At 59.6% G+C, this 25,964-nt stretch carries 23 protein-coding genes and 1 riboswitch; of the genes, 18 read left to right on the forward strand and 5 right to left on the reverse strand.

Going from position 1 to position 25,964, the window contains the following annotated elements; all coding sequences use genetic code 11:
• The first annotated feature begins 262 nt into the window (after nt 1-262).
• A complete protein-coding gene (locus ATO10_RS04555) occupies nt 263-1,291 on the forward strand; it encodes an FAD:protein FMN transferase (RefSeq protein ID WP_035248693.1) in 1,029 nt (342 codons plus the stop codon).
• 34 nt (nt 1,292-1,325) lie between these two features.
• Nucleotides 1,326-1,556 carry a (Na+)-NQR maturation NqrM gene (gene nqrM, locus ATO10_RS04560; protein ID WP_035248695.1) on the forward strand — a complete coding sequence of 77 codons (231 nt, stop codon included), beginning with the start codon at nt 1,326-1,328 and terminating at the stop codon, nt 1,554-1,556.
• Here nqrM and ATO10_RS04565 read toward each other — a convergent pair.
• Together ATO10_RS04565 and ATO10_RS04570 are read right to left on the reverse strand one after the other, a co-directional pair.
• Complete coding sequence (locus ATO10_RS04565; protein WP_035248697.1) at nt 1,553-1,744, reverse strand: hypothetical protein; 192 nt, start codon at nt 1,742-1,744, stop codon at nt 1,553-1,555. The genes nqrM and ATO10_RS04565 overlap by 4 nt on opposite strands.
• Before the next feature lie 11 nt (nt 1,745-1,755).
• Entirely contained in the window at nt 1,756-3,201 is a 1,446-nt protein-coding gene (locus tag ATO10_RS04570; protein ID WP_035248700.1) for a cobyric acid synthase, read from the reverse strand.
• Nucleotides 3,202-3,275: 74 nt separating this feature from the next.
• On the opposite strand from ATO10_RS04570, the gene ATO10_RS04575 reads away from it, so the two are divergent.
• Complete coding sequence (locus ATO10_RS04575; RefSeq protein WP_162174079.1) at nt 3,276-3,779, forward strand: D-Ala-D-Ala carboxypeptidase family metallohydrolase; 504 nt, start codon at nt 3,276-3,278, stop codon at nt 3,777-3,779.
• On the opposite strand, the gene ATO10_RS04580 is transcribed toward ATO10_RS04575, so the two are convergent.
• Entirely contained in the window at nt 3,768-4,946 is a 1,179-nt protein-coding gene (locus tag ATO10_RS04580; RefSeq protein ID WP_035248702.1) for an ATP-binding protein, read from the reverse strand. The two genes, ATO10_RS04575 and ATO10_RS04580, sit on opposite strands and share 12 nt — an antisense overlap.
• Nucleotides 4,947-5,046: 100 nt before the next feature.
• On the opposite strand from ATO10_RS04580, the gene ATO10_RS04585 reads away from it, so the two are divergent.
• The 14 genes from ATO10_RS04585 to cysG all read left to right on the forward strand — a co-directional run bounded on the left by ATO10_RS04585 (nt 5,047) and on the right by cysG (nt 22,824).
• On the forward strand, nt 5,047-5,802 hold the full coding sequence (locus ATO10_RS04585) for an alpha/beta fold hydrolase (protein ID WP_051597949.1): 756 nt from the start codon (nt 5,047-5,049) through the stop codon (nt 5,800-5,802).
• Nucleotides 5,799-7,373 carry a Mur ligase family protein gene (locus ATO10_RS04590; protein WP_051597950.1) on the forward strand — a complete coding sequence of 525 codons (1,575 nt, stop codon included), beginning with the start codon at nt 5,799-5,801 and terminating at the stop codon, nt 7,371-7,373. The genes ATO10_RS04585 and ATO10_RS04590 overlap by 4 nt, the downstream gene beginning before the upstream one ends.
• Before the next feature lie 46 nt (nt 7,374-7,419).
• Nucleotides 7,420-8,211 (forward strand): hypothetical protein, encoded by a 792-nt coding sequence (locus ATO10_RS04595; RefSeq protein WP_035248704.1) that lies wholly within the window; start codon nt 7,420-7,422, stop codon nt 8,209-8,211.
• Nucleotides 8,212-8,360: 149 nt separating this feature from the next.
• Nucleotides 8,361-8,945, forward strand: coding sequence for an ANTAR domain-containing response regulator (locus ATO10_RS04600; RefSeq protein ID WP_035248705.1), 585 nt, complete (start codon nt 8,361-8,363; stop codon nt 8,943-8,945).
• On the forward strand, nt 8,942-10,105 hold the full coding sequence (locus tag ATO10_RS04605) for a CmpA/NrtA family ABC transporter substrate-binding protein (protein WP_035248707.1): 1,164 nt from the start codon (nt 8,942-8,944) through the stop codon (nt 10,103-10,105). Before ATO10_RS04600 ends, ATO10_RS04605 begins: the two co-directional genes overlap by 4 nt.
• Before the next feature lie 271 nt (nt 10,106-10,376).
• Nucleotides 10,377-11,747 carry a CmpA/NrtA family ABC transporter substrate-binding protein gene (locus ATO10_RS04610; protein ID WP_035248708.1) on the forward strand — a complete coding sequence of 457 codons (1,371 nt, stop codon included), beginning with the start codon at nt 10,377-10,379 and terminating at the stop codon, nt 11,745-11,747.
• Between the two features lie 81 nt (nt 11,748-11,828).
• A complete protein-coding gene (locus tag ATO10_RS04615) occupies nt 11,829-12,914 on the forward strand; it encodes an ABC transporter permease (protein WP_035248710.1) in 1,086 nt (361 codons plus the stop codon).
• 5 nt (nt 12,915-12,919) lie between these two features.
• On the forward strand, nt 12,920-14,605 hold the full coding sequence (locus ATO10_RS04620; protein WP_035249226.1) for an ABC transporter ATP-binding protein: 1,686 nt from the start codon (nt 12,920-12,922) through the stop codon (nt 14,603-14,605).
• A 5-nt stretch (nt 14,606-14,610) separates the two neighbouring features.
• On the forward strand, nt 14,611-15,093 hold the full coding sequence (locus tag ATO10_RS04625) for a globin family protein (protein ID WP_051597951.1): 483 nt from the start codon (nt 14,611-14,613) through the stop codon (nt 15,091-15,093).
• Nucleotides 15,087-17,528 (forward strand): nitrite reductase large subunit NirB, encoded by a 2,442-nt coding sequence (gene nirB / locus ATO10_RS04630; RefSeq protein WP_035248712.1) that lies wholly within the window; start codon nt 15,087-15,089, stop codon nt 17,526-17,528. Before ATO10_RS04625 ends, nirB begins: the two co-directional genes overlap by 7 nt.
• On the forward strand, nt 17,525-17,860 hold the full coding sequence (gene nirD, locus ATO10_RS04635) for a nitrite reductase small subunit NirD (RefSeq protein ID WP_035248716.1): 336 nt from the start codon (nt 17,525-17,527) through the stop codon (nt 17,858-17,860). The genes nirB and nirD overlap by 4 nt, the downstream gene beginning before the upstream one ends.
• Nucleotides 17,857-20,454 carry a nitrate reductase gene (locus ATO10_RS04640; protein WP_081806429.1) on the forward strand — a complete coding sequence of 866 codons (2,598 nt, stop codon included), beginning with the start codon at nt 17,857-17,859 and terminating at the stop codon, nt 20,452-20,454. Before nirD ends, ATO10_RS04640 begins: the two co-directional genes overlap by 4 nt.
• A complete protein-coding gene (locus ATO10_RS04645; RefSeq protein ID WP_035248727.1) occupies nt 20,451-21,431 on the forward strand; it encodes a glycosyl transferase family protein in 981 nt (326 codons plus the stop codon). Before ATO10_RS04640 ends, ATO10_RS04645 begins: the two co-directional genes overlap by 4 nt.
• 13 nt (nt 21,432-21,444) lie before the next feature.
• Nucleotides 21,445-22,824 carry a siroheme synthase CysG gene (cysG, locus tag ATO10_RS04650; RefSeq protein ID WP_035248728.1) on the forward strand — a complete coding sequence of 460 codons (1,380 nt, stop codon included), beginning with the start codon at nt 21,445-21,447 and terminating at the stop codon, nt 22,822-22,824.
• A 4-nt stretch (nt 22,825-22,828) separates the two neighbouring features.
• Here the strand turns inward: cysG and ATO10_RS04655 are convergent, their stop codons facing one another.
• Nucleotides 22,829-24,235, reverse strand: a complete 1,407-nt coding sequence (locus ATO10_RS04655) for an L-serine ammonia-lyase (protein ID WP_035248730.1) — start codon at nt 24,233-24,235, stop codon at nt 22,829-22,831.
• Between the two features lie 171 nt (nt 24,236-24,406).
• Nucleotides 24,407-24,538, forward strand: a riboswitch (FMN riboswitch).
• Nucleotides 24,539-24,606: 68 nt separating this feature from the next.
• Here ATO10_RS04655 and ATO10_RS04660 point away from each other — a divergent pair.
• Complete coding sequence (locus ATO10_RS04660; RefSeq protein WP_035248734.1) at nt 24,607-25,077, forward strand: 6,7-dimethyl-8-ribityllumazine synthase; 471 nt, start codon at nt 24,607-24,609, stop codon at nt 25,075-25,077.
• Nucleotides 25,078-25,237: 160 nt separating this feature from the next.
• Here the strand turns inward: ATO10_RS04660 and deoD are convergent, their stop codons facing one another.
• Nucleotides 25,238-25,942 (reverse strand): purine-nucleoside phosphorylase, encoded by a 705-nt coding sequence (deoD, locus tag ATO10_RS04665; protein WP_035248737.1) that lies wholly within the window; start codon nt 25,940-25,942, stop codon nt 25,238-25,240.
• Nucleotides 25,943-25,964 lie beyond the last annotated feature (22 nt).

Genomic DNA, 25,964 nt, shown 5'->3' on the forward strand with positions numbered 1-25,964 from the left:
TCCGCTGGATATCTGCTGTAGGTCTGTCAAACATTGGCCTCTACAGCTGACCACCTCCAGCCCGGTGCCGGGCGCGGAGTCTCCCGCGTGCGCTGCATCGCCTAGGGCCACCGTTTATTGCCAAAAAGTACTAAGAGCAACGCAATAACGGCTGATTTTCGCTGCTTTTTGCACTGCAGCGCTAACAACGCGCGGTTTGGTTGACAGTTTTGCGACGAAGTGACATCTGGCGGGCATTCCGTGTCATACAGAGGTGCGCGTTATGCGGCATTTTTTGGCGATCATGGCGCTGGTCACCCTAAGCGCTTGTTTCTGGTCCGAGGATGAGGGCGAGACCCTGCGTCTGTCGGGTGAGACCATGGGGACAACTTACAATATCGTCGCCGTGGACGTGCCCGGCGAATTGACCGGCGAACAGCTGCTCGGCGCTGTCGAAGCACAGCTAAAAGCAGTCAATGCCAGCATGTCGAACTGGGACCCGAATTCCGAGGTCTCTTTGTTCAACGCTTCTGATAGCATCGCACCTGTCAGTATCTCATCGGCTTTTGCCCATGTCGTGCAAGGCGCGAATCAGGTGCATGTGGCGAGCGAAGGAAAGTTCGATGTCACCCTTGGCCCGCTGATTGATCTGTGGGGGTTTGGTGCCAAAAAACCGGGCGATCCGATCCCTGATTCAGGTCAAATTGACGCAGCGTTAGCCCAGATCGGGCAGGGCACCCTGTTATCGCTGGAGGGCCAGATGTTGGCCAAGTCCCTGCCTGAAGCCTCGATTAACCTGTCGGGCATTGCCAAGGGTTATGGCGCAGATGCGGTCGCTGAAGTGTTGCGCGAGCTGGGGATCGAACGGTACCTGGTTGAGATCGGTGGCGATCTGGTGTCCGCCGGTTTGAATCCGCAAGGCAAACCCTGGTTTATTGGCATTGAGCGCCCCGATGCCCAAGCGCGCGCCATTGAAATGATCCTGCCTGTCAGTGACAAGGGCATGGCGACTTCGGGTGACTACCGCAATTATTTTGAGCAAGACGGTGTGCGCTATTCGCATCTGATCGACCCGACGACGGGTTATCCGGTGACGCACCGTACGACCTCAGTTACCGTTATTGCTGACAGCGGAATGCTAGCCGACGCTTGGGCCACGGCAATGATGATTGTCGGCGATGAAGACGGTCTGCGCATTGCCCAAGCCAACAACCTTGCTGTGTACTTTATTTCACGCGCACCGGCGGGGAGCGAAAACGAATTCGTGACCAGGGCCAGCAGTGCGTTTGAAAAACTGATGGAAACCGATTAAGTCACTTCCAAGCTGGATACCGAAAGATTTCGCCATGGCCACCTTCGTTTTCGCCTTCTTCCTGTTGCTGCTTGTCGTGCTGGGCATGTCGCTTGGCGTTATTTTCATGAACAAGCGTATCAAAGGCAGCTGCGGCGGGTTGAATGCGATCTCTGGGGCGGACAAATGCGTTGTGTGCAGCAAGGACATTGATCCCGACAGCCCGCTGCGTGACAAGCTGGCGTGCAAACGCGCCCAGCAAATGGTCAAACAGTTCAGCGACTAACCGATTTCCAGCGGGATAAAGGCCAAGGCCGCGAAAGCCGCGGCGGCGGGCAGGCCATAAAGCCACGCTTTCAGTACCCAGTTTGGCCCCTGCGCTTTCCAGTTCTCGCGAAAAGCGCGCCCGGCGAAGATCATCACCAGCACAAGGATCACGCCGGTTGTCGGCGTCAGGGTCAGGTTGTCGAACATCTTGATCCTTTCTATCGCGCCCGGGCCAGCAGGCCGTCAACGTCTAGATGCTGTTCCAGATGGTCCGCCAGCGCATCCAGCGTCGATTCAACCGTATCGCCATACGAGCTCTGCGCGGCTTGCACCCCGAACCCCGCAAGCCACGCCGCGCGAAACGCGTCATCGCTGAACATCCCATGCAGATAGCTGCCGGTCACCCGGCCATCGGCGCTTATGGCGCCTTCGGGTTGGCCATCGACATGGGCAAAGGGGCGGGCGCGGTCCGGGCCATCGCTGCGCCCGATGTGAATCTCATAGCCGCTAAAGGGGTTACCGCTGGCGGCATGGGTGGCGGTGACTTGGGTCAGACGTTTGTCTGCTGTCATCGTGGTGTCAATGTCCAACAGGCCAAGACCCTCGTCCGTACCTGCCGGGCCTTCGAGGCCATCAGGGTCTGAAATCAACCGTCCCAACATTTGATATCCACCGCAGATACCCAGAACGTGACCGCCACGCCGCAGATGCGCTTGCAGGTCAATGTCCCAGCCTTGGGCGCGCAGAAAGGCCAAATCGCCACGGGTGGATTTGCTACCGGGGATGATCACCAGATCGGTGTCGCCGGGGATCGCTTCACCGGCAGCCAGCATGGTCAGCCGTACGCCGGGCTCCTGTACCAGCGGGTCAAGATCATCAAAATTGGCGATGCGGGACAGGCGCAGGCAGACAATATGCAGACCATCTGTGCCTGTTGGCCCGGCAATATCCAGCGCGTCCTCGGCAGGCAGCTTCCACGCATCCGCGAACCAAGGCGCCACGCCGAAGCCGCGCCAGCCGGTGCACTGTTCGATCAACGCATAGCCATCGTCAAACAGGCTGGGATCGCCCCGAAACTTGTTGATCGCAAATCCCCGGATCAACGCCGCATCCGCCGGGTCGATCACCGCCTGCGTGCCGACGATCTGGGCGATTACCCCGCCCCGGTCGATGTCGCCCACCAAAATCACGGGCACGTCTGCGGCGCGGGCAAAGCCCATATTGGCAATGTCGCCTTTGCGCAGGTTGACCTCAGCCGGGCTGCCCGCGCCCTCGACAATCACCAGATCATGGGCGGCTTTCAGGCGGTTGAAGCTGTCTAGAACCGCATCCATCAGTTGCGGTTTCAGCTTGGCATATTCGCGGGCTTTTGCGGTGGTCAGGCGTTTGCCCTGCACCACGACCTGCGATCCAACGTCCGTCTCAGGCTTCAGCAGCACGGGGTTCATATCGGTGTGCGGCTCTAACCCGCAGGCCAGCGCCTGCAACGCTTGCGCGCGACCAATCTCGCCCCCATCCGACGTGACGGCGGCGTTATTCGACATGTTTTGCGGCTTAAACGGAGCAACACGCAGACCGCGCCGCTGGGCTGCCCGGCACAGGCCGGCCACCAACATAGATTTGCCGACATTACTGCCGGTCCCCTGTAGCATCAGTGCTGGCATTAAAAGGAACTCCGCATGTTTGATTGGTCATGCATGATCGGTATGTTCAAAGTCAACGCATGCAGGGGCGCAATATGACAGGCCAATACAAATCTAACCCGCACAATCCGATGCTCAGCACACATCTGGATCTGCACACACTGTGTTACAGCGAAACCGCCGAGGCCGAGGGCATTTACAACATGCCCCATGATGCGCAGGTAATCGAAAACCTGCGCGGGCTGTGCGTGAATGTGCTGAACCCGGCGATTGATCACTTTGATCTGCCGCTGTTCATCACCAGCGGTTATCGCTGCCCAGAGCTAAACGCGCTGGTGGGCGGCATTCCAGAGTCGCAGCATCAAATAGGGCAGGCGGCAGACATCATGATGGGCGGCATCCGCAACGATCAGCTGGCCCGCTGGATCATGGAAAACACCCCGTTTGATGAGCTGATCTTAGAAAAGTTCGACCCAAGCTGCGGCGAATACGGCTGGGTGCATGTGTCATACGTGGCCGAGGGTGCGCGCGGTAAGGTTTCCACGTTTGATGGCGAAATCTACCATGATGGCTTTCACCTGTTGGATCTATCGCGGTAGCAGATGTGCCCCTTCGGGCACCGGGTCTTCGAACGATTTTAGCGTGTCGCCGATGGCCTCAGCGACCAGATGATTGATCAACTCGCTGAACAACAGCGGTGGATGGGCGGCCTCCCACAGGAAAAACCCATAGGATCCGGGTATCGGGTTGATTTCGTTGAAATAAAGCGCATCCGTATCCGGGTTGTGCATGAAGTCAATCCGCGCGGCGCCCCGCATGCCCAATACGGAAAACGCCTTACGGGCGAAATCGTGAATGCGTGCTTTTAACGCGTCCGGGATGTCGGGGTTGATGTCGCGGGTCAGCGACAGCATCCCTTGTGACAGCGCGGGTGCATCGCCCAGTTTGCCGCCCGAGCCTTTGGCGGGCGGGCCTCCATCGGACGAAGCCATGTATTTCTCTTTGAAATCCAGCAGATCGGCATCAGTTTTGGGGCGTTCAATGGCGGAAAGACGGGTTTCACCGCCTTCATTGATCATGGCGATGTTATATTCGACCAGCGGGTCAACCTTGGGCTCGATCAGCGCGTAACTATCTTGGCGCAGCACCGCCTGCACCAATGCGATCAGGGTCTCGGCGTCTTTGGCGATGCCCACCCCGATGCTTGATCCCAGATTGGCGGGTTTCACGATCGCGGGATAGCCGACCTCGGCATCGACCCGCGCGCGCAGGGCTTCGGCATCGCGCAAGGTGGCCTTGTTGGCAATCACGTGGTTCAGCACGTTCACACCAGCAGTGGCAACGATGGCCTTGGTGGCGTCTTTACGCATCGCAAGGGCCGAGTTGGTCGCCGAAAACCCGGTGCAGGGGATGCCGATTATTTCCAGCATCCCTTGAATGCGGCCGTCCTCGCCGGTTGGTCCGTGGAACACCGGCAGGGCGCAGTCGATCCCTTGGCGCCACTTGCCATCGGTGGATTTCAGGCAAGGCCCCATATCATCCCAGCCAAAGGTGACCTCGCGCAAGCCCCCCGGACGGGGCCGGAACGCCGCCACATCGCGCAGTTTCGCACCGTGCATGAACCGTGCCTCGAAATCCATGTAAACCGGCACCACGTTGATGCGCCGCACATCGGCCGCATCCATCAACTGCTGGGCGCTGACGACGCTGACGTCATGCTCTTGCGAGGGGCCACCAAAGATCACGGCGACATTTAGCTTCTTCACGGGGGCTGCGTCCTAGAATGTTGCAACATGTGGTGGTAGTTCTACTGCGACAGACAACAGAACGCCACATCAAGCTGGCGACAGGGCAAGGTTCGAGGGAATGGTCGAAATCGCAAGCACCGAATTGGGCCGCAAGGATGCGCCTTGCGTGGTATTCGCCCACGGTTGGGCGCGCAGCCACGCTGATTTCATTGCCATCGCGGAACTGATCGCGCCGCATGCGCGGTGCGTCTTGCTGGATCTGCCGGGGTTCGGGGACAGCCCGCGCCCTGATGGCACCTGGGGAACGCAGGAATACGCCGATTGCCTGCGCGCGCATCTGAACGGCATGAGGGTCAGCGATTACATCTGGGTCGGTCACAGCTTTGGCGCACGGGTTGGGCTGCGGTTGGCGGCGATGCCGGACAGCCCGATAAAGGCCTTGGTTCTGGCGGGTGCGGCTGGCGTCAAGCGCCCCGTGCCCAAGTGGAAACAGATCAAAGGCAGCTGGCGCAGCCGCGAATTCAAGCGCAAGAAGGCGCAAGCCGTGGATGAGGCCGCGTTGATTGCTCTGGAACGCGAATACGGCAGCCCCGATTACGTGCAAAGCCGCGACTTGGGGCTGCGCGATATTTTCGTGAAAACGGTGCAAGAGGATCAATCCGATGCGGTCGGCGCCATTACGTGCCCCACCACCCTGATCTATGGCGGTAAAGATACCGAAACCCCGCCCGAGGTCGGAAAAATCTTGCACCGGCTGATCTCGAATTCGGCCTATATCGAATGCCCCGAGTTTGATCACCTGTCGATCCTGACGCGCGGAAGGCATCAAATCGCGATGGTGCTGAAAGAACAGCTAGTCGGAGGTCACGCATGATTTTTCTGGCCAAAGCCCTGTTCGCCGCCGCGTTTGCCTATTTCCTGAAACATCGCATGCACACGCTGCTGACATATTTCCAGCAAGAGGAATATAACGGTGTGCGCTACCTGACAGCGCTGCGCGAAGTGCGGCTGTTTGATGTGCGCGCCTCTGTCGTGATCGTGGCGGGCATTATCGCCATGCTGCTGGGTCTTGCGCCCACCCTGGGCTTTCTGATTGTCGCCGCCGCGCTGGGCTATATCGGTTGGGACGAAAGCCGCTACAAGTACAAGAAACCCTTGGTTTTGACGGAACGGGTACGCCGTATTCGCGCGCTTGCCGCGGCTCTTTTGGTGGTGCCCTTCGTTCTGTCGGTGTGCTGGCTGTGGCTTGCGGTGATCGCGGTGCAGATCGTGCCACTAACCCAGATTCTGGCCAATCGCATCCTGACCCCGTTCCAGACCCGCATCAATGACGGGTACGTCACCCAAGCGCGCGAAAAACTTGCGCGGATGGAGCCGATGACGATTGGCATCACGGGCTCTTTCGGCAAAACCACGGTAAAGCACATTCTGGCAGAATTGTTGGAGGCGTCGGGCCCGGTGTTTTATTCGAAAGGGTCGATCAACACGGTGCTGGGCCTGACCCGGCACATCCGCCAGCGTCTGCAATGGGGACATAAGTATTTCATTGCCGAGATGGGCGCTTATGGCATCGGCTCGATCAAACGGCTGTGTGATTTTGCCCAGCCCTCTATCGGGATCGTTACCGCAGTGGGCGATGCGCATACCGAACGCTTCGGCAGCGTCGAGGCCATCGCCGTTGCCAAGTCCGAGCTTGTCGAAGAGGTCACCAAACGCGGCGGAACCTCTGTCATCAACGCCGATGTTCTGCGCTATGCGCCGTTCCAGAAACTGAAGGCCGCGACCCCTGATCAGGTGATCTCGGTCGGGTTCAAAGACGCTGATGTGATTGTGACGGCCGAGGCTGGAAAAGGTGGGGTTTGGACCATTTCGCTGGCCGGGGATGCGATCCCCGACATAACCTATACTCTGCCGCTGCTTGGGGATCACAACGTGCTGAACTCGGCCCTTGCGGTTGTGATGGTTCTGATCGTCGACCCGAAGGTGGTGGCGGACCTGCCGCATTTCACCGCCACCGTGGCGCAGATCAAGCACCGCTTGCAAAGGGTCGAAAGCCCCGGTCAGGCGCTGGTTCTGGATGACGCCTATAACGCCAACGAGAACGGCTTTAAGGCCGCCGTTTCTGTGATGCACGACCTGGCACGCGAACGCGGGGGGCGCGCGATTTTGGTCACCCCCGGCATCGCCGAGTTGGGGCCGGAGCATGACGCCGTCCACACCCGTTTGGGGGAGCACTGCAACGGGCTTGTCGATGTGGTTTATGCGGTAAACCCAGCGCGGATCGAAAGCTTCACGGGGGCATTGGATGCCGGTCAGATGGCTGTGCATCCAGTCGCATCGTTCAATCAGGCCAAGGCGCTTTTTGCACAAGATATGCGGCCCGAGGATGTGATCCTGTATGAAAACGATTTGCCCGACGTGTTGGAAGAAACCCGTTTTCTTTGATCCCTCGCTCAGACAATTTTAAGCCCCTGCGCTTAGGCACAATGATATGTGCCATCTTGTTAGACTCGTCCTGTTTTTTCTGTGCCTATGCGCCGCGCCTGCCTTGGCCAGCGATCGGCTGACTTTTTCCACCGGAGGAATCGCACGGTTTCCGAACAGTCAGCAAGATGATGACACTGGCAACGCGATGATAGAGGCTTGGGCGAAGGCCAATTACGCCTTTGGGCCACAGGGGCTATCGTTTTTTCTGCGCGGTAAGTTCATCAGCGACAGTGTTCAATATGATTACAACAACGCCCAGACGCTGGGGGTTGGGTTGGCTTACAAGTTGAAGATGGGCAAGGACAGCAGTCTGACCTTCACACTGCGCCATGACTGGTATGAACGGTATCACAGCGGATCGCATGAAAAGGGTTGGCGGTTTCTGATCGACTATTTCTATATCGACTTTCAAAAGGTCGATGCCGGGGCGCGTATGTGGGGGCTGCCCCATGATGCGACCCTGTTCAAAATCTGGGCCAACCTGACCTATCCCGATACGCTGTCAGATGGTGACCACAACATCGTGGTGACTTCGGGTGCTGAATACGCGGCGCGGCTGGATTTGCCCGGCAACAAATGGCAGCTGTCGCCGTTTGTTGCGTTGAACCTGTCATGGGACAAAGATGACAACAGCTATAACAACAAGCTGCAACCCGGGCTTGGGGTGAAGTTGCGCTGGCCGTTGCCGGGCGGCGATATTCATGCAGGGGTTCGGTATCGCGGTGACTATCGCTGGGGGTCAGGCAGTTTCGAACATGGTCCGGGCCTTTTTGTGGGGTGGTACAGCTCTTTTTAGGCATCGCGAGACATGAGTTGCCTATTTGATGTGCGCGTCCTGTTTGGGGTGGCGCAATATTGGGCGATGGGGGTGCTTCTGCCAAAAAAAGCGCCGCTGCGATGATATGTGCCAATAACAATCCGGATCAGCGCTGATAACCGGGGCGCATGCCAGCACCATTGAAAATTGTTGTCGTAGAGCCAGATCAGGCCCGCGCACAGGTGATCACCGAAGCCCTGCATGAAAGCGGGTGGGCGGATGTCACTGTGATCGCGGATGATAGCTCTTTGACCCGCACCTTGGATGATATCGATCCTGATGTCGTTCTGATCGACCTTCGCAATCCACGCCGCGACAGCCTTGAAGCGCTGAGCGAAACCTCAGGCGCGCGTCAGCGCCCGGTGGCCATGTTCGTAGATCAAAGCGACCCCGAGCTTTCCTCGGCCGCGGTACAGGCGGGCGTGAGCGCCTATGTCGTCGGTGGGCTGTCAGGCGAACGCATTCGCCCGATCCTTGAAACCGCCATCGCACGGTTTGGCATCATGAGTCAGATGCAGTCTGAACTGGATGCCGCAAAGCAGGCACTGGCCGAACGTAAAACCATCGACCGGGCCAAGGGGCTGCTGATCCACGCCAAAGGCCTGACCGAAGAAGAGGCCTATCAACTGCTGCGCAAAACCGCGATGGATCAGGGCAAGCGTATGATCGACGTCGCGCAGGCGCTGGTCACAGCCTCGGAGTTGTTGCGATGAGCGGGCGCCGGTTGCATTGCGGTTTCGTTCCGCTGGTTGATAGTGCGCCACTTGTCATCGCGCACGAATTGGGTTTTGCCGCCAAAGAGGGGCTGGAGCTGGAGCTGCTCAAACAGCCTTCATGGTCAGCGCTGCGGGATTTGCTGGTGCTGGGGCACTTGCAGGCGGCCCATATGCTGTCGCCGATGCCCATCGCGATGACGCTGGGGCTTGGCGGGGTCCGTGCACAGGTTGATGCGCTTATGGTGTTGTCGGTGAATGGCAATGTGATTGCGGCCAGCAATGATATTGTCGGACGCATGCGGGCACGGGGCTGGACCCCGGACCTGACGGATGCCCAGAGCGCCGCCGATGCGTTTGAGGCCGCCGCCGATGGTCCGATCAGATTTGGCGTACCCTTCCCGTTCTCTATGCACCGCGAGCTTGTGGAATACTGGCTCAAGGATCGCGACATTCCCTACGAGATCAGCTCGGTTCCGCCACCGATGATGTCCGAAGCGCTGAGTACCGGCGAGGTCGATGCATTCTGCGTGGGCGAGCCTTGGGGGTCGCGTGCCGTGGACGCCGAAGCCGGCGAACTGATTCTGACGGGCCGCTCGATCTGGGCCTTTAGCCCGGAGAAAGTGCTTGCCGCGCGCCGCGACTGGATTTCCGAAAACACCGATCAGGCTGGCGCCTTGATGCGCGCGGTCTATGCCGCTGGTCGCTGGTTGAGCGACCCCAGCAACCGCGAAATCGCGACCGATATTCTGGCGCGGCGGGAATATCTGGCGATGCCTGCCGATGTTGTGGATCGTGCCATGAAGGGGCATCTTCTGGCGCAGGCGCGCTCGCTTGGGATCGAGGTTCCGGGGTTTGTACATTTCCATGCAGGGGCTGCCAACTTCCCGTGGCGCTCGCAGGCGCAATGGATCGGCGCAAGCTTGGCCCGCAGGCACGGTCTTGCCCATGACAGCGTGATGGAGACCGCCCGCGATGTGTTCCGCAGTGATCTCTACCGTGAGGTCATGGGGGATGCCGGGATTGATCTGCCCGGAGCGTCCGAAAAGCAGGAAGGCGCGCTGGCGCATCCGACGGCTGTGGCATCTACGCGTGGTGGGCTGATTCTCCAACCGGACCGTTTTTTCGATGCTGCCGTTTTCGACCTGAGCCTTTCCTGACGCTCATTTTTTGTGCAGACGCAAAAACCGAGGTTGGAAAGCCTTAAGAAATAGGACTTTCCAATCGCCGCGTCGCAGCAACATCCGTTAAAGATATGTCAACGCGAAGGCGAGGATGCCTTCCATTCTTTCCCCACAGACGGGGAATACAAAGAGCGACGCCGCTCAGACCCTTGGTGCCTCCCTCCCTTTGGCGCCTGCTGGTCTGGGCGGTTTTTTTTTAGCCAATGGGCCGTGCGCCCCTGACGACCTGTAACGAAGGAAACGCAATATGAAGAAACTCGCCATGTACACTCTGGCCGCAACGACCGCGCTGAGCGCGCCGGCGTTTGCAGAGCTGCTGGATGTAGAGAAAGACGAGCTGAAGTTCGGCTTCATCAAGCTGACCGACATGGCCCCGCTGGCTGTGGCATATGAAAAAGGCTACTTCGAAGACGAAGGCCTCTTCGTTACTCTGGAAGCTCAGGCGAACTGGAAAGTTCTGCTGGACGGCGTGATTGACGGTCAGTTGGACGGCGCGCATATGCTGGCTGGTCAGCCTCTGGCTGCGACCATCGGTTTTGGTACCGAAGCCCACATCATCACCCCCTTCTCGATGGACCTGAACGGTAACGGCATCACCGTGTCGAACGAAATCTGGGAACAGATGAAGCCGCACGTTCCGCTGATGGAAGATGGCCGCCCGCAGCACCCGATTTCGGCTGCTTCGCTGAAGCCGGTTGTTGAGTCCTACAAAGACCAGGGTAAGCCCTTCAACATGGGCATGGTTTTCCCCGTGTCGACCCACAACTACGAACTGCGTTACTGGCTGGCAGCTGGTGGCCTGGAGCCGGGCTTCTACTCGGAAGAAAACATCACCGGTCAGATCGGTGCTGACGTTCTGCTGTCCGTAACCCCTCCGCCGCAGATGCCCGCCACCATGGAAGCTGGCACCATCTATGGTTACTGCGTAGGTGAGCCGTGGAACCAGCAGGCTGTGTTCAAAGGCATCGGCGTTCCGGTCATTACCGACTACGAACTGTGGAAGAACAACCCGGAAAAAGTCTTCGGCCTGTCGGCTGAGTTCCAGGAAGCCAACCCCAACACCACCATCGCGATCACCAAAGCTCTGATCCGCGCTGCAATGTGGCTGGATGAAAACGACAACGCCAACCGTCCGGAAGCTGTGGAAATCCTGTCGCGTTCGGAATACGTGGGCGCTGACTACGACGTGATCGCCAACTCGATGACCGGTACTTTCGAGTACGAAAAAGGCGACAAGCGTGAAGTTCCCGACTTCAACGTGTTCTTCCGCTACAACGCAACCTACCCTTACTACTCGGACGCTGTTTGGTACCTGACCCAGATGCGCCGCTGGGGTCAGATCGCCGAGTACAAGCCGGATAGCTGGTACGATGAAGTTGCCAAGTCGGTTTACAAGCCTTCGATCTACCTGGCTGCTGCTGAAAGCCTGATCGACGACGGCCTGGCCACCAAAGACATGTTTGACTTCGACACCGACGGCTACAAAGCCCCGACCCCTGCCGAAGACATCATCGACGGTATCGCCTACGACGGCAAAACCCCCAACGCCTACCTGGAAAGCCTGCCGATTGGCCTGAAAGGCGAACAGAAAGTCGTTGGTAACGAAATCCAGGGCTAACGCCTGACCCTCTATGGATCGTGGGCGGCCTGCTAACACCGCCCACGATCTTCTCTCTTTTTAGTCTCAAGGAACCCCGCAATGACTGCTATCGACCCAGAAGCGCTGAGCAAGGCCGAAGCGAAAGAAGCCCGCCGTGCGAAGCTTTTCACCCGCATCAACAAAGCCGACGCCTGGTTTCAGGTTTTGGGCCTGTCATGGGCCACCCCTGTTCTGAAGGCAGCCGCTGGTGATAACCCGCGCGCGCAGGTCAAAGAGATCTGGCGTCTGCTGGGTGTACCGCTAATCGCCATTGCCGGTTTCCTTTTTGTCTGGGCTTCGCTGGCCCCGACGGTACAAACCTCTTTGGGTGCGATCCCCGGCCCGGTTCAGGTTTGGGAGCAGGTCGAAAACCTGCACGCCGACCACGTCCGCGAGCGCGAAAAAGCCGCCGCATTCTACGAGCGTCAGGATGAACGCAACGCCAAGTTCATCGCCGCTGGTAAGGAAGACAAAGTCAAAGAGCGCGTCTACACCGGCAAACCTACCTATTATGATCAGATCTGGACCTCGATCCAGACCGTGTTCTTCGGCTTCTTGATCGGGTCGGTGCTTGCCATCCCGCTGGGCATCATGGCGGGCCTGTCTCCCACAGCGAACGCCGCAATGAACCCGCTGATCCAGATCTTTAAGCCCGTGTCGCCTCTGGCTTGGCTGCCGATCGTGACCATGGTTGTCTCGGCTGTTTATGTCACCAACGACGGCATGTTCACCAAGTCATTCCTGAACTCGGCCATCACCGTGACCCTGTGTTCGCTGTGGCCCACGCTGATCAACACCTCGCTGGGTGTGAGCAGCATCGACAAAGACCTGGTGTCGGTGTCGAAGGTTCTGAAAATGAACACTTATACCAAGATCACCAAGCTGGTTCTGCCCTCGGCTCTGCCGCTGATCTTTACCGGCCTGCGTCTGTCGCTGGGTGTTGGTTGGATGGTGCTGATCGCCGCTGAAATGCTGGCCCAGAACCCCGGCCTTGGCAAATTCGTCTGGGATGAATTCCAGAACGGTTCCTCGCAGTCGCTGGCCAAGATCATGGTGGCCGTTTTCACCATCGGCATCATCGGCTTCCTGCTGGACCGCCTGATGTACGCCATCCAGTCCCTGTTCACCTTCTCGAACAACCGGTGATCGACATGGCTGTACTAGAGTTCAAAAACGTCTCTAAAGGCTTCGGTGAAGGCACTGCCAAGACCGACGTTCTGAAAGACATCAACCTGTCGGTTCAGGAGGGCGAGTTCCTCGTTCTCCTGGGCTTCTCGGGCACCGGCAAGACCACGCTGATCAACCTGATGGCCGGTCTGGAAATGCCGACGAAAGGCGAGGTCACTTATCGTGGCGCGCCGATCACCGGCCCCGGCCCTGAGCGCGGTGTGATCTTCCAAAGCTACTCGCTGATGCCGTGGCTGACGGTGAACGGCAATGTTCAGCTGGCCGTGGACACCATGTTCCCGAAAATGTCCAAGGCGGAAAAGCAGGCCAAGGTCGACCACTACGTCAAGATGGTCGGGCTGAGCCACGCAACCACCCGTCGTCCGGCCGAGTTGTCGGGCGGTATGCGCCAACGTGTGAACGTGGCCCGTGCATTGGCCATGGACCCGGAAATGCTGCTGCTGGACGAGCCGCTTTCGGCACTAGACGCACTGACCCGTGCCAATCTGGCAGATGAGATCGAAAGCATCTGGGATGCAGACAAAAAGACCTGTGTGTTGATCACCAACGATGTGGACGAAGCCATCCTGCTGGCCGATCGCATCATCGCGCTGAACCCGGATGGGACTTTGGGCGACGAGTTCAAAGTAAACATCCCGCGCCCGCGTGATCGGGGTGAAATGAACCACCACGAAGGTTTCAAAAAGCTGCGTATCGCCGTGACCAAATACCTGATGGATGTTGGGATCGAAGCCAAAGTCGAAGGCTCTAAAATCCTGCCCGACGTCACCGCGATCCACAATGTGCCCAAGGCGCAGGCCGATGTGCAGGCCGAGGGTAGCCAGCGGACCGACAAGTACCTTGAGTTCTCGCAGTTGCATAAGATCTATCCGACGCCCAAAGGTCCGCTGACCGTGGTTGAGGATTTCGATATGAAGCTCAACAAAGGTGAATTCATCTCGCTTATTGGTCACTCGGGCTGCGGTAAATCGACCGTGCTGACCATGGCCGCAGGGCTGAACGATATCTCGAAAGGGGTTATCAACCTTGATGGTCGCGGTGTTGTGGGGGCTGACCCGGAGCGCGCCGTGGTGTTCCAGTCGCCCAACCTGTTCCCCTGGCTGACCGCCAAGGAAAACGTCGCCATCGGCGTGGACAAGGTATACCCCAAAGCCAGCCAGGCTGAACGTCAGGACGTGGTGGAGTATTACCTTGAACGCGTCGGTCTGGGCGACAGCATGGACAAACAAGCCAGCGAATTGTCGAACGGCATGAAGCAACGTGTTGGCATCGCCCGTGCCTTTGCTTTGTCGCCCAAGCTGCTGCTGTTGGATGAACCGTTTGGCATGCTCGACAGCCTGACCCGCTGGGAACTGCAAGAAGTATTGATGGAAGTCTGGGACCGCACCAAGGTGACCGCAATCTGCGTGACCCACGATGTGGACGAAGCCATTCTTCTGGCTGACCGGGTGGTCATGATGACCAACGGCCCGCAGGCCACAATCGGCAAGATTGTAGATGTTGACCTTCCGCGCCCGCGCAGCCGGAAGGCCCTGCTAGAGCATCCTGATTACTATGCTTATCGCCAGGAAGTTCTCGATTTCCTTGAAGAGTACGAACATGGCGCGAAACCCAAGCCAAAACCGGCAAAAGCCATAGCAGCGGAGTAACGGACATGAATGAAACCCAGATCGATATGATCCAGGCAAGCTTTGCAAAAGTAGCCCCGATCGCGGAAACAGCAGCGGATATTTTCTACACCCGTCTTTTCGAGATCGCACCGGAAGTAAAGCCGATGTTCAAAGGCGACCTTTCAGAGCAGGGCAAGAAGCTGATGACCACCCTTGGTGTGGTTGTGAACGGCCTTAAGGATCTGGACAAGATTGTACCGGTGGCCCAGCAGCTGGCAGTCAAGCACGTCGACTATGGCGTCAAGGCCGAGCATTACCAGCCGGTTGGTGAAGCACTGATCTTCACCCTGGAAAAAGGTCTGGGTGATGCTTTCACGCCCGAGCTGAAAGAAGCGTGGGTTGGGGCCTACACCACCCTGTCTGGTGTGATGATTGACGCGGCCTATCCCTCTGCTGCGGAAGAAACTGTGATCGCTGCGGCCGAAACTGCGCCTGCAGCCAAGAAACCCTGGTGGAAACTATGGTAAAAAAACTTGTCGTGATCGGGGCCGGTATGGCCTCGGGGCGCGCCCTTGAAGAACTATTTGCGAAAGACCCTGAGGGGTGGGACGTAACGCTGTTCAACGCGGAGCCGCGCGGGAACTATAACCGGATCATGCTGTCCCCGGTGCTGTCGGGTGAAAAGACGTTCGATGAGATCGTCACCCACACTGCCGAGTGGTACGAAGAAAACGGTGTTACCTGCCGGTTCGGCGAAAAGGTCGTTGCCATCGACAAAGAGGCCAAGACCGTCACCGCCGAAAACGGTGACGTGCTTGCCTATGACAAATTGCTGATGGGCATGGGCTCCAACCCGTTCATCATCCCGCTGCCGGGCCATGATCTGGACGGTGTGATTGCTTACCGCGATCTGGAAGATACCAACGCGATGATCGCTCTGGGCGACAAGCCCGAAGCCAAAGCCGTTGTCATCGGCGGGGGTCTGCTGGGGCTGGAAGCCGCAGCCGGTCTGGCGTTGCGAGGTGTCGATGTGACCGTGGTGCACATCATGGGCCACCTGATGGAACGTCAACTGGACGAGGCCGCAGGCTATCTGCTGCGCAAGGCGTTGACCGATAAGGGCATCAAGGTGATGTGCTCGGCCAACTCTAAAGAGATCGTTGGCGAAGACGGTAAAGTCAAAGCCCTGATGCTGGACGACGGCACCGAGCTGCCCTGTGACCTGCTGGTCATGGCCGTTGGGATCCGCCCCAACGTGGCACTTGGTCAGGCGGCTGAACTGGCCGTGGGCAAGGGCATTCGCGTGGATGACCAGATGGTCACCTCGGATGAAAACATTCTGGCCGTTGGCGAATGTGTGGAACACAACGGTGCGATCTTCGGCCTTGTTGCGCCGCTCTATGATCAGGCTAAGGTTGTGGCGTCGACCCTTGCGGGCGAAGAGGCCGCTTTCGTTCAGAAAGAAGTGTCCACCAAGCTGAAGGTCACCGGTTGTGATCTGTTCAGCGCAGGGGACTTCGCCGATGGTGAAACCCGCGAAGACATCGTCTTCCGCGACCCTGCACGGGGCGTCTACAAGCGCCTTGTGATCGAAGAAAACAAGGTCATCGGTGCCGTGATGTACGGCGACACCGCTGACAGCAACTGGTTCTTCGGCATGATCAAAGATGGCACCGACATCTCTGACATGCGCGAAACCCTGATCTTTGGGCCGGCATACCAGGGGGGCGAACCCCTGGACCCTATGGCGGCCGTTGCAGCCTTACCGGATGACGCAGAAATTTGCGGCTGCAACGGCGTATGCAAAGGCGATATCGTAGCCGCGATCAAAGACGGCGCGAACGACCTTGGTGCCATCCGCGCCACCACCAAGGCTTCGGCCTCGTGTGGGACCTGTACCGGTCTGGTAGAGCAGGTTCTGGGCGCAACGCTGGGTGATGACTTTGTCATTCCGACCGAACAGCCCATGTGCGGCTGTACCGATCTGACCCACGAAGACGTGCGTCGTCTGATCAAGTCGCAGGAACTGAAATCCATGCCCGCCGTCTGGCAGGAACTTGGCTGGAAGACCACGTGTGGCTGCCACGTCTGCCGTCCGGCTCTGAACTTCTACCTGCTGGCCGATTGGCCGCTGGAATATGCTGACGATCCGCAAAGCCGGTTCATCAACGAACGCAAACACGCCAACATCCAGAAGGATGGCACCTATTCGGTCGTACCGCGTATGTGGGGCGGGATGACCACCCCGGATGAGCTGCGCGCGATTGCCGATGCTGCCGACAAGTACAACGTGCCCACCGTGCACGTCACCGGCGGTCAGCGCATCGACCTTCTGGGCGTCAAAGGCGAAGACCTGCCAGCGATTTGGGCTGACCTGAATAAGGCTGGGATGGTCTCGGGTCATGCCTATGCCAAGGGTTTGCGGACGGTCAAAACCTGTGTCGGTCGTGATCACTGCCGCTTTGGCACGCAAGACAGCACCGGTCTGGGTATCCAGCTTGAGAAGAAGCTTTGGGGCTCGTGGACACCGCATAAGGTCAAGCTGGCCGTGTCGGGCTGCCCGCGCAACTGTGCCGAAGCCACCTGTAAAGACATCGGCGTTGTCTGTGTCGACAGTGGCTATCAGCTTGGTGTTGCCGGTGCCGCCGGTATGGACGTGAAAGAGACCGAACGTCTGGCCGATCTGACCACCGAAGACGAGGTGCTGGAATACGCAACCGCCTTCATGCAGCTCTATCGTGAGAACGCCAAGTACCTGGACCGCCCCTATAAATGGGTCGCCAAGGTCGGGCTGGACTGGGTCAAAGAGCAGGTCGAAGACGAAGCCACCCGCAAGGCGTTGGTGGAACGGTTCGAGATTTCGCAAAGCGTCTATCGCAAAGACCCGTGGGCCGAACATGCCGAAACCAAGGCTGAAACCTACGCCCCGATTGCAAACCTTGTGCAGGAGGCCGCAGAATGAGCGACTGGATCGACATTGGCCCGCTAGAGGCCATCGCCCCGCGCGGTGCGCGTGTTGTCAAAACCGCCTTTGGCTGTGTGGCCGTGTTCCGCACCGCCAAGGACGAGGTTTACGCGCTGGATAACGCCTGTCCGCACAAGCAAGGACCGCTGGCCGAAGGCATCGTGCATGGCGCAAAGGTAACCTGCCCGCTGCATAACTGGGTGTTTGATCTGGAAACAGGTCATGCCCAGGGAGCGGATGAAGGCCAGGTCGCGACCTATCCGGCCCGTGTTGAAGAGGGCCGTGTCCTCCTGGATGTGGAGTTCCTCAACAATCGGACCGCCGCATGACACAGACCTGCACAACCTGCCCGTATTGCGGTGTCGGCTGCGGCGTGCTTGCCACGCCTGATAAAGTCAAAGGCGATGCCAACCACCCTGCAAACTACGGGCGGCTGTGTTCAAAAGGGTCTGCTCTGAATGAAACCGTGGGGCTGGAAGGCCGCCTTTTGGCCCCGCGTGTCAACGGTGCTGATACCACGTGGGATACCGCGCTGGGTTTGGTGGCCGACAAATTCAAAGCCGCCGTCGATGAATTCGGCCCTGACAGCGTGGCGTTCTATGTGTCCGGTCAGCTGCTGACCGAAGATTACTATGTCGCCAACAAACTGATTAAGGGCTACATCGGCTCGGCAAATATCGACACTAATTCGCGCCTGTGCATGGCCTCGTCGGTTGCCGGTCACAAACGCGCCTTTGGCACTGATACTGTTCCGGGTTGCTATGAAGATCTGGAACAGGCCGATCTGGTCGTTCTGGTCGGATCCAACCTGGCATGGTGCCACCCGGTGATCTTCCAGCGCCTGCTGGCCGCCAAGGCTGCCCGGCCTCAGATGCGCGTCGTGGTCATCGACCCGCGCCGCACCGCCACCTGCGATATTGCCGATCTGCACCTGCCCGTCACCAGTGACGGCGACAGCGCTATTTTTAACGGCCTGCTGGCCCATCTGGTGGATGCGGGCTGCGTCGATCAGGCCTATGTGGATGCCCATGTTGATGGGTTCGACGCTGCGGTTTCTGCTGCGCGTGCCTCGGACCCGGTGCAGGCCGATGTCAGCGCCGATGATCTGGCCACTTTCTATGACATGTTCGCCAAGACCGAAAAGGTCGTAACCGTCTATTCGCAAGGCGTGAACCAAAGCGAGGCTGGCACCGACAAGGTCAACGCCATCATCAACTGCCACCTGGCCACCGGCCGCATTGGCCGCCCTGGTATGGGGCCGTTTTCGGTTACCGGTCAGCCCAACGCCATGGGCGGGCGCGAGGTGGGCGGCTTGGCCAACATGCTGGCTTGCCATCTGGATATTGAAAACGAAGCCCACCGTGATGCCGTGCAACAGGCGTGGGACAGCCCCACCATGTGCACCCATGCGGGCCTGAAAGCGGTAGATCTGTTCCGCGCCTGCGAAGAGGGCAAGATCAAAGCCCTTTGGGTTATGTCGACCAACCCGGCGGTGTCTCTGCCCGATGCCACCCGTGTGAGCGAAGCGATCAAAAAGGTGCCCTTCACCGTAGTTTCGGACATTCTGGAACGCACCGATACCGGCGATCTGGCCCATGTTCTGCTGCCCGCCACCGGATGGGGCGAAAAATCTGGAACCGTCACCAATTCCGAGCGCGTCATCTCGCGTCAACGCAAGTTCCTGCCCGTGCCGGGCACTGCGCGCCCCGATTGGGACATCATCGCCGATGTCGGGCGCCGCATGGGCTACAGCGGGTTCGACTATGCTTCCGAGGCCGCGGTCTTCCGCGAATATGCGGCGCTGTCTGCGCTGGGTAAAACCTTCGCCCGCGACTTTGACATCAGCGGTCTGGCGCAGCTTTCTGACGCGGCCTATGACGATCTGCAGCCGATCCAGTGGCCCGTGCCGACCGATGGCAACACCGGCGGGCGCTTCTTTGCCGAAGGCGGGTTCTATCACGCCGGTGGCAAAGCCAAGATGCTGCCGATCACCCCGCCTGCGCCCAAGTCCTATGACGGTCTGACGCTGAACACCGGCCGCATCCGCGACCAGTGGCACACCATGACCCGCACCGGGCGCAGCGCCCGTCTGGCCGCGCACCTGGCCGAACCTTTCGTCGAAATTCATCCCGAAGACGCCCTGGCCAATGGTCTGCACGACGCCGATCTGGCGCAGCTGACCACCGATCAGGGCCAAGCCATCGTGCGCGTGTTGATCACGTCCAACGCGCGCCGGGGGGCGGTCTTTGTGCCCATGCACTGGACCGCCCAAACAGCAGCCGCAGGCCGGGTCAACCCGCTGGTGGCCGCTGTGACCGACCCGTTCTCGGGGCAGCCCGCCAGTAAAGATACGCCGGTGGCCCTTAAACGCGCCGACATGGCGTGGTATGGTTTTGTTGTATCGACGCAACCTCTGGCGCCGCAAACCGCCTATGCCGCAATCGCCCCCAGCCACACTGGCTGGCGCGCGGAACTGGCCGGTGTGAACGCGCCCGACGACTGGGAGGCAAAAGCCCGCATGGTCACAGGCCAGACAGATGCCGCCGCCGCCGTGTTCGAGGATGCTTCCTCGGGAGCTGTGCGCGTGGCCTTCCACAAGGACGGCATCATCGAGGCGCTGTTCTTTGCTGCTGCCCAGCCCGTGGCCGTGGCGCGCAATTATGTCTCGGGACTGCTGCAAAAAGATATCTCGTCGCTGTCGGCCTTGGCGGGCCGCGCTGGCGCAAACGTTGCCGATCCGGGCGCGACCGTCTGTGCCTGTTTCGACGTGGGCGTGAACACGCTGCGCACGGAAATCGCTGCTGGGGCCACCACCGTGGCCGCGCTTGGCGAACGCACCTGTGCCGGCACCAACTGTGGCTCGTGCAAACCGGAGCTAGCGGCGCTGATCGCCAACGCGCAGGCTTCGGTCGCGGCGGAATGACCCTCGCACCTTATATCCGCATTCTGGGGCGCGGCCCCTCGCGGGCGCGGGCGCTGACCCGCGAAGAAGCGGGCGAGGCCATGACCCTGATCCTATCCGGCGAGGCCGCCCCTGAAGCGGTCGGTGCGCTGCTGATGCTGATGCGCTATCGCGGCGAAAGCGCGGCCGAGATCGCAGGCTTTACCGATGTTCTTAAGACCAGTCTTGAGGAGGGCTGGCACACCGTTCCCGCCGCCTTGGACTGGCCGTCTTATGCGGCGGGACGCACCCGTGGCGCACCGTGGTTCCTGCTGTCCGCCAAATTGGTGGCGCAGGCTGGCTTCCCGGTGTTGTTGCATGGGTGGAACTCGCACCAAAACCCGCTTGCGTCGGTCCGGGGTGCGCTGCCCGATCTGGCCATTCCGCTGGTCGAAACGCCCACGCAGGCGCAGGCAGCGCTGGCCGATGGCGGCGTGGCTTACGTTTCCGCCGAACATCTGCACGCCCCCGCGTTAGAGCTGCTGAAGCTGCGCGATGTGCTGGGACTGCGGTCCTGCCTGAACACCGTTCTGCGCATGATGAATCCTGCCAATGCGCCCGCCATGGTGCAGGGCGTTTTTCACCCCTCGTACCGCGAGCTGCAAACCGATGCTGCCGCGCTGCTGGGGCAGGGCGCACTTTCGGTGATCAAAGGCGGCGGCGGAGAGTTCGAGAGACATCCTGCCAAGTCCGTTGAACTGCTGGGTCTGCGTGACGGCGTGGCTTTTGAAACTCAGATCCCCGCGCTGATTGTAGCCAATCGCCGCTTGCATGACCCCGACTTGCCCCTGCCCAGCCCGCAAGACCTGTGGACCGGCGCGGCCCAAGATGACTTCGCCACCGCCTGCGTTACCGGCACCGCCGCGCTGGCGTTGATGACCTGTGGCATCGCCGCCGACAAAGCCCCCGATATGGCGCAGGAACTCTGGCACAGCCGCTCGCCCGAGCTGGCCGCCTGAAAAGGATACCCCGATGAAAACCTTCCCGATGTTCCTGAAAATGTCTGGCCGCCGCGTGGTGATCTGTGGCGGCGGAGAAACCGCAGCGCAGAAAACCCGACTGATGCTGAAGACCGAAGCGCAGATTGATATTCTTGCGCCCGAGCTGGACGATGAACTGGCCGCGCTGGCGGATGCTGGGAAAGTGAACTGGGTTCAAGGTGCCATCACGCCGGCTGTTTTTGAACGCACCGCACTGGTTTTTGTGGCCACCGGTTGCCCGGCAACCGATGCCTGCCTGCACGCGCTGGCAGATGAAGCCGGGGCGCTGATCAACGTCGTCGACCAGCCCGATCTGTGCGACGCGGTGACCCCTTCTATTGTCGACCGTGACCCGGTTGTGGTGGCCATCGGGACCGAAGGTACCGCGCCCGTCCTTGGCCGTCAGATCAAGACCCAAATCGAAGAACGGCTGGAGCCGCGCCTGGGCGATCTGGCCGCGCTGGCCGGTCGTTTGCGGGACAAGGCCGCGGCCCGTCTGCAACCGCGCCAACGCCGCGATCTGTGGCGCTGGGTGTTTGACGGCCCGGTGCGCGAGACCCACGCCCGTGGCGCCGAACGTGACGCCGCCCAGCTGCTGAAGGACACGATTGAAACCGGCAGCATCCCTGAGGCCCAGTCGGCCCCCGTCGCGCTGGTGGGTGCGGGCCCCGGCAGTCGTGATCTGATCACCCTGCGCGGCGTGCAGCGGCTGCAAGAGGCCGATATCATTTTCTACGACCGTCTGGTCGATCCTGAGCTACTGGAACTGGCGCGCCGCGATGCTGAACGCGTCTATGTGGGCAAGGCGCCCGGCGCGCATTCCATGCCGCAGGCCCAGATCAACAGCGTGCTTGTATCGGCAGCCAAACGCGGGCAACGCGTGGTGCGCCTGAAATGCGGTGACCCCGGTATTTTTGCCCGCGGCGCCGAAGAGGCCGACGCCCTGCGCGCCGCTGGGATTGAGGTCGAAATCGTCCCCGGTGTCACCGCCGCCAGCGCCGCCGCTGCCGCCACCGGCACCTTCCTGACCGAGCGCGGACGCATCGATGCGCTGGTGTTGACGACCGGGCACAAGGCGGACGCGTCGACGCCGCCGGAATGGGTGACGCATCTGCACAGTGGTGCCCGCGTGGCGGTCTATATGGGCATTTCGAAAGCCGGACAGATTGTGGAATTATTAGAGCAGGCACACCTTCTGCATGATACCGAGGTTCAGATCGTGTCCCGCGCAGAAACACCCGATCAGCGGAGCTTCTCGTGTCCTGCGAGTGAGCTGACTCAGCTGATCGCCGACCATGATATCGCGCACCCTTCGATGTTGTTCCTTTCGCGCAAACAGGTGGCAGAGCACCATGCGCAAGGGGTCGCCTGACCGGTCAGCATTCAGGTAGGTTTACAGCCAATCCGCCCAAGGATGTTTCCTTGTACTTTTCCGCCATGTCCGCGCCGGTTTGGCGCATCGTTTCTATGCAGTTGTCCAAGGGCATGAAATGTGCGCCATCGCCGTGCAGGGCTAAGGACGCGGCTGACACGGCCTTGATCGCCCCCATGCCGTTGCGCTCAATGCAGGGCACCTGCACCAACCCTTCGACCGGGTCGCACGTCAGGCCCAGATGGTGTTCAAGCGCGATCTCTGCGGCGTTTTCAATCTGACTGTTGCTGCCGCCCAGAGCCGCACACAGACCCGCCGCAGCCATTGCCGAGGCCGAGCCGACCTCGGCCTGACAGCCGCATTCCGCCCCTGAGATGGAGGCGTTGTGCTTAACCAGCCCGCCGATCGCGGCAGCAGTCAGCAAGAAGGTTTCAATCCCTTCGCGGGTGCCGCCCGTGCAGTGATCGCGGTAGTATCGGATCACCGCCGGCACCACCCCGGCTGCGCCATTGGTGGGCGAGGTCACGACCTGCCCCCCGGCAGCGTTTTCTTCATTTACCGCCATGGCATAGACAGACAGCCAATCGTTGATTTCATGGGGTTGCTGACTGTTAGAGCCTTTCTGAGCGATCAGGCGTTGATGGATGCTGCGCGCCCGACGCTGCACCTTCAGCCCGCCCGGAAGCGTGCCCTCTTGTTGCAGCCCGCGCGCGATGCAGGCATCCATCACCTGCCAAACCCTCTCAAGCCCCTCAGACAGGGCTTCGACCCCGATGATTTTCTCTTCATTGGCGCGTTTCATCTGGGCGATGCTCAGCCCGGCTTCTTCGCCCATTTGCAGCATCTCTTGCGCTGTACCAAACGGATACAGGCACCCGCGCGCCTGTTTCTTGGCGCGTAGATCATTGTTATTGTTCGATTTACCGCTGCTAAGTTCGGCCTCGGTCATCACAAAGCCACCGCCAACCGAATAATAGGTTTCCTCGACCAACGTGTCGCCTTGCGCATCCATAGCGCGCATTTTCATTCCATTGGCATGCAGCGCAAGCGCCGGGCCAAAGTCGAAGATCAGATCACTTTCCGGGTCGAAAGACACGGCACCGGTGCCCAGAATGTCCAGCGTCTTGGTGTCATGCAACCTGGCCAAAGCGGCTGCGGCCAAATCGCTATCAACCGCGTCGGGAAGAAAGCCCAAAAGCCCCAACATGACGGCCCGATCCGAAGCATGGCCTTTTCCGGTGTAGGCCAGCGAGCCATGCAAGGACACCTGAACAGCAGACATGGATCGAAGCGCGTCGTCGTCTGTGCGCAACCGTTTCAGGAACCGCGCAGCGGCGGTCATCGGCCCCATCGTATGCGACGAGGAAGGCCCAATGCCGATCTTGAAGATATCGAAGACGCTTAGAAACACCTGTTCATGCTCCTCCCGCAACCCGGTAGAATGAATCTAGTGGAAGAGGGGCGTTCGGTCCATTCCTCAGGTCGCGACGTGAAGCCGCGCCAAGAAAAGCATTGGATCATTTTGTGATCGCTGTGTGATCGACAATGATTTTGACGCGCGTCCGGGTATCGTCTAAATACGGGCCATTCTCAGGGCGGGGTGAAATTCCCCACCGGCGGTTACAGCCCGCGAGCGCCACTTTTCGGAGTGGGTCAGCAGACACCGGTGAAATTCCGGGGCCGACGGTTAAAGTCCGGATGGTAGAGAATGGAGCGATGGGGCTGATGGTCCGGTCGTTTCTGACGCTCTGGGATTCTGTCATTTTGAAAGGATCGAGAGCAATGACAAAATCCCCTAAATTCGCCTTCCTCAAGGCGCAATGGCATGCTGAAATCGTTGACCAGGCTTTGGTCGGATTCCAACAGCGCCTGGATGAACTGGACATCAACGCCCAGATCGACGTGTTTGATTTGCCTGGTGCATTTGAAATGCCGTTAATGGCGCAAAAGCTTGCGGAAACAAAGGCTTATGATGCGATCGCGGCGGCGGCGCTGGTGGTCGACGGTGGCATCTATCGGCATGATTTCGTGTCGCAAGCCGTGGTCACAGGGTTAATGGATGTGGGCTTGAAAACCGGTGTGCCGGTGCTGTCTGTCTCGCTGACGCCGCACCACTTTCAGCCGACACAGGAGCATATCGATTTCTTCACCGCGCATTTCGTGAAGAAAGGCCGTGAAGCTGCCGATGCCGCGATGAATGTCTTGGCTGCGCATCACCAGATTGACGTGCCCATGACGAAGGCCGTGGCGTGACCTGACACAAGCCCGCGCAAAGCGCACAGGCTGTATCAGTGATATGGCGTTCTAAAAGCCACAAAAACCAGGCGTCACAAGGCCGCAAGGTGTTGTTTCTGCTTTGTTTTAGCGCTTTGCGGTGGGCCGAAATGGCAGTTTGAAAACGCCGCTTGCGGGGTTAGGCGAAGGCGGCGGTCAGGGCAATTTCCACCATGTCGCCAAAGCTTTGCTCGCGCTGGTCCGCGGGCAGGGCCTCGTGCGTTTGCAGGTGGTCGGACACGGTCAGCAGCGCCAGCGCACGGCGGCCATAGCGGGCGGCCAGATTATACAGCTCGGCCGCTTCCATCTCGACGGCCAGAATACCGTGGCGGGTCATTTGCTCGTTCAGGTCGGGGCGTTCGTCATAGAACACATCGGCTGAATAAATCCCGCCGACATGGGTGGAAATGCCTTTGGATTCAGCGGCTTGCGCGGCTGCGCTCAGCAGGCCCCAATCCGCGGGCGGGGCAAAGTTGAACTCTTTGAATATCCCTGATGAGGGCGTCGAGAGGCTGGAGGCCGTCATCGCCAAAATGACATCGCGGATATTCACATCGGCCTGCATTGCGCCGCAGGAGCCGATGCGGATCAGGGTTTGGGCGTTGTAATCACGGATCAATTCGTTGGCATAAATCGACAGGCTGGGCATGCCCATGCCCGAGCCCTGAATGGTCACCCGATGCCCGTTCCACGTGCCGGTATAGCCCAGCATCCCGCGCACCTCGTTCACCAGCTCGGCGTCTTGCAAAAACGTCTGCGCCGCCCAGCGGGCGCGATAGGGATCGCCCGGCAGCAGCACGGTTTCAGCAATCTGGCCCGGCTCGGCCCCGATGTGGATGGTCATCTGCAGCCCCTTTGGAATGGCG

It is taken from the genome of Actibacterium atlanticum (assembly GCF_000671395.1).
Taxonomy (GTDB): domain Bacteria; phylum Pseudomonadota; class Alphaproteobacteria; order Rhodobacterales; family Rhodobacteraceae; genus Actibacterium_D; species Actibacterium_D atlanticum.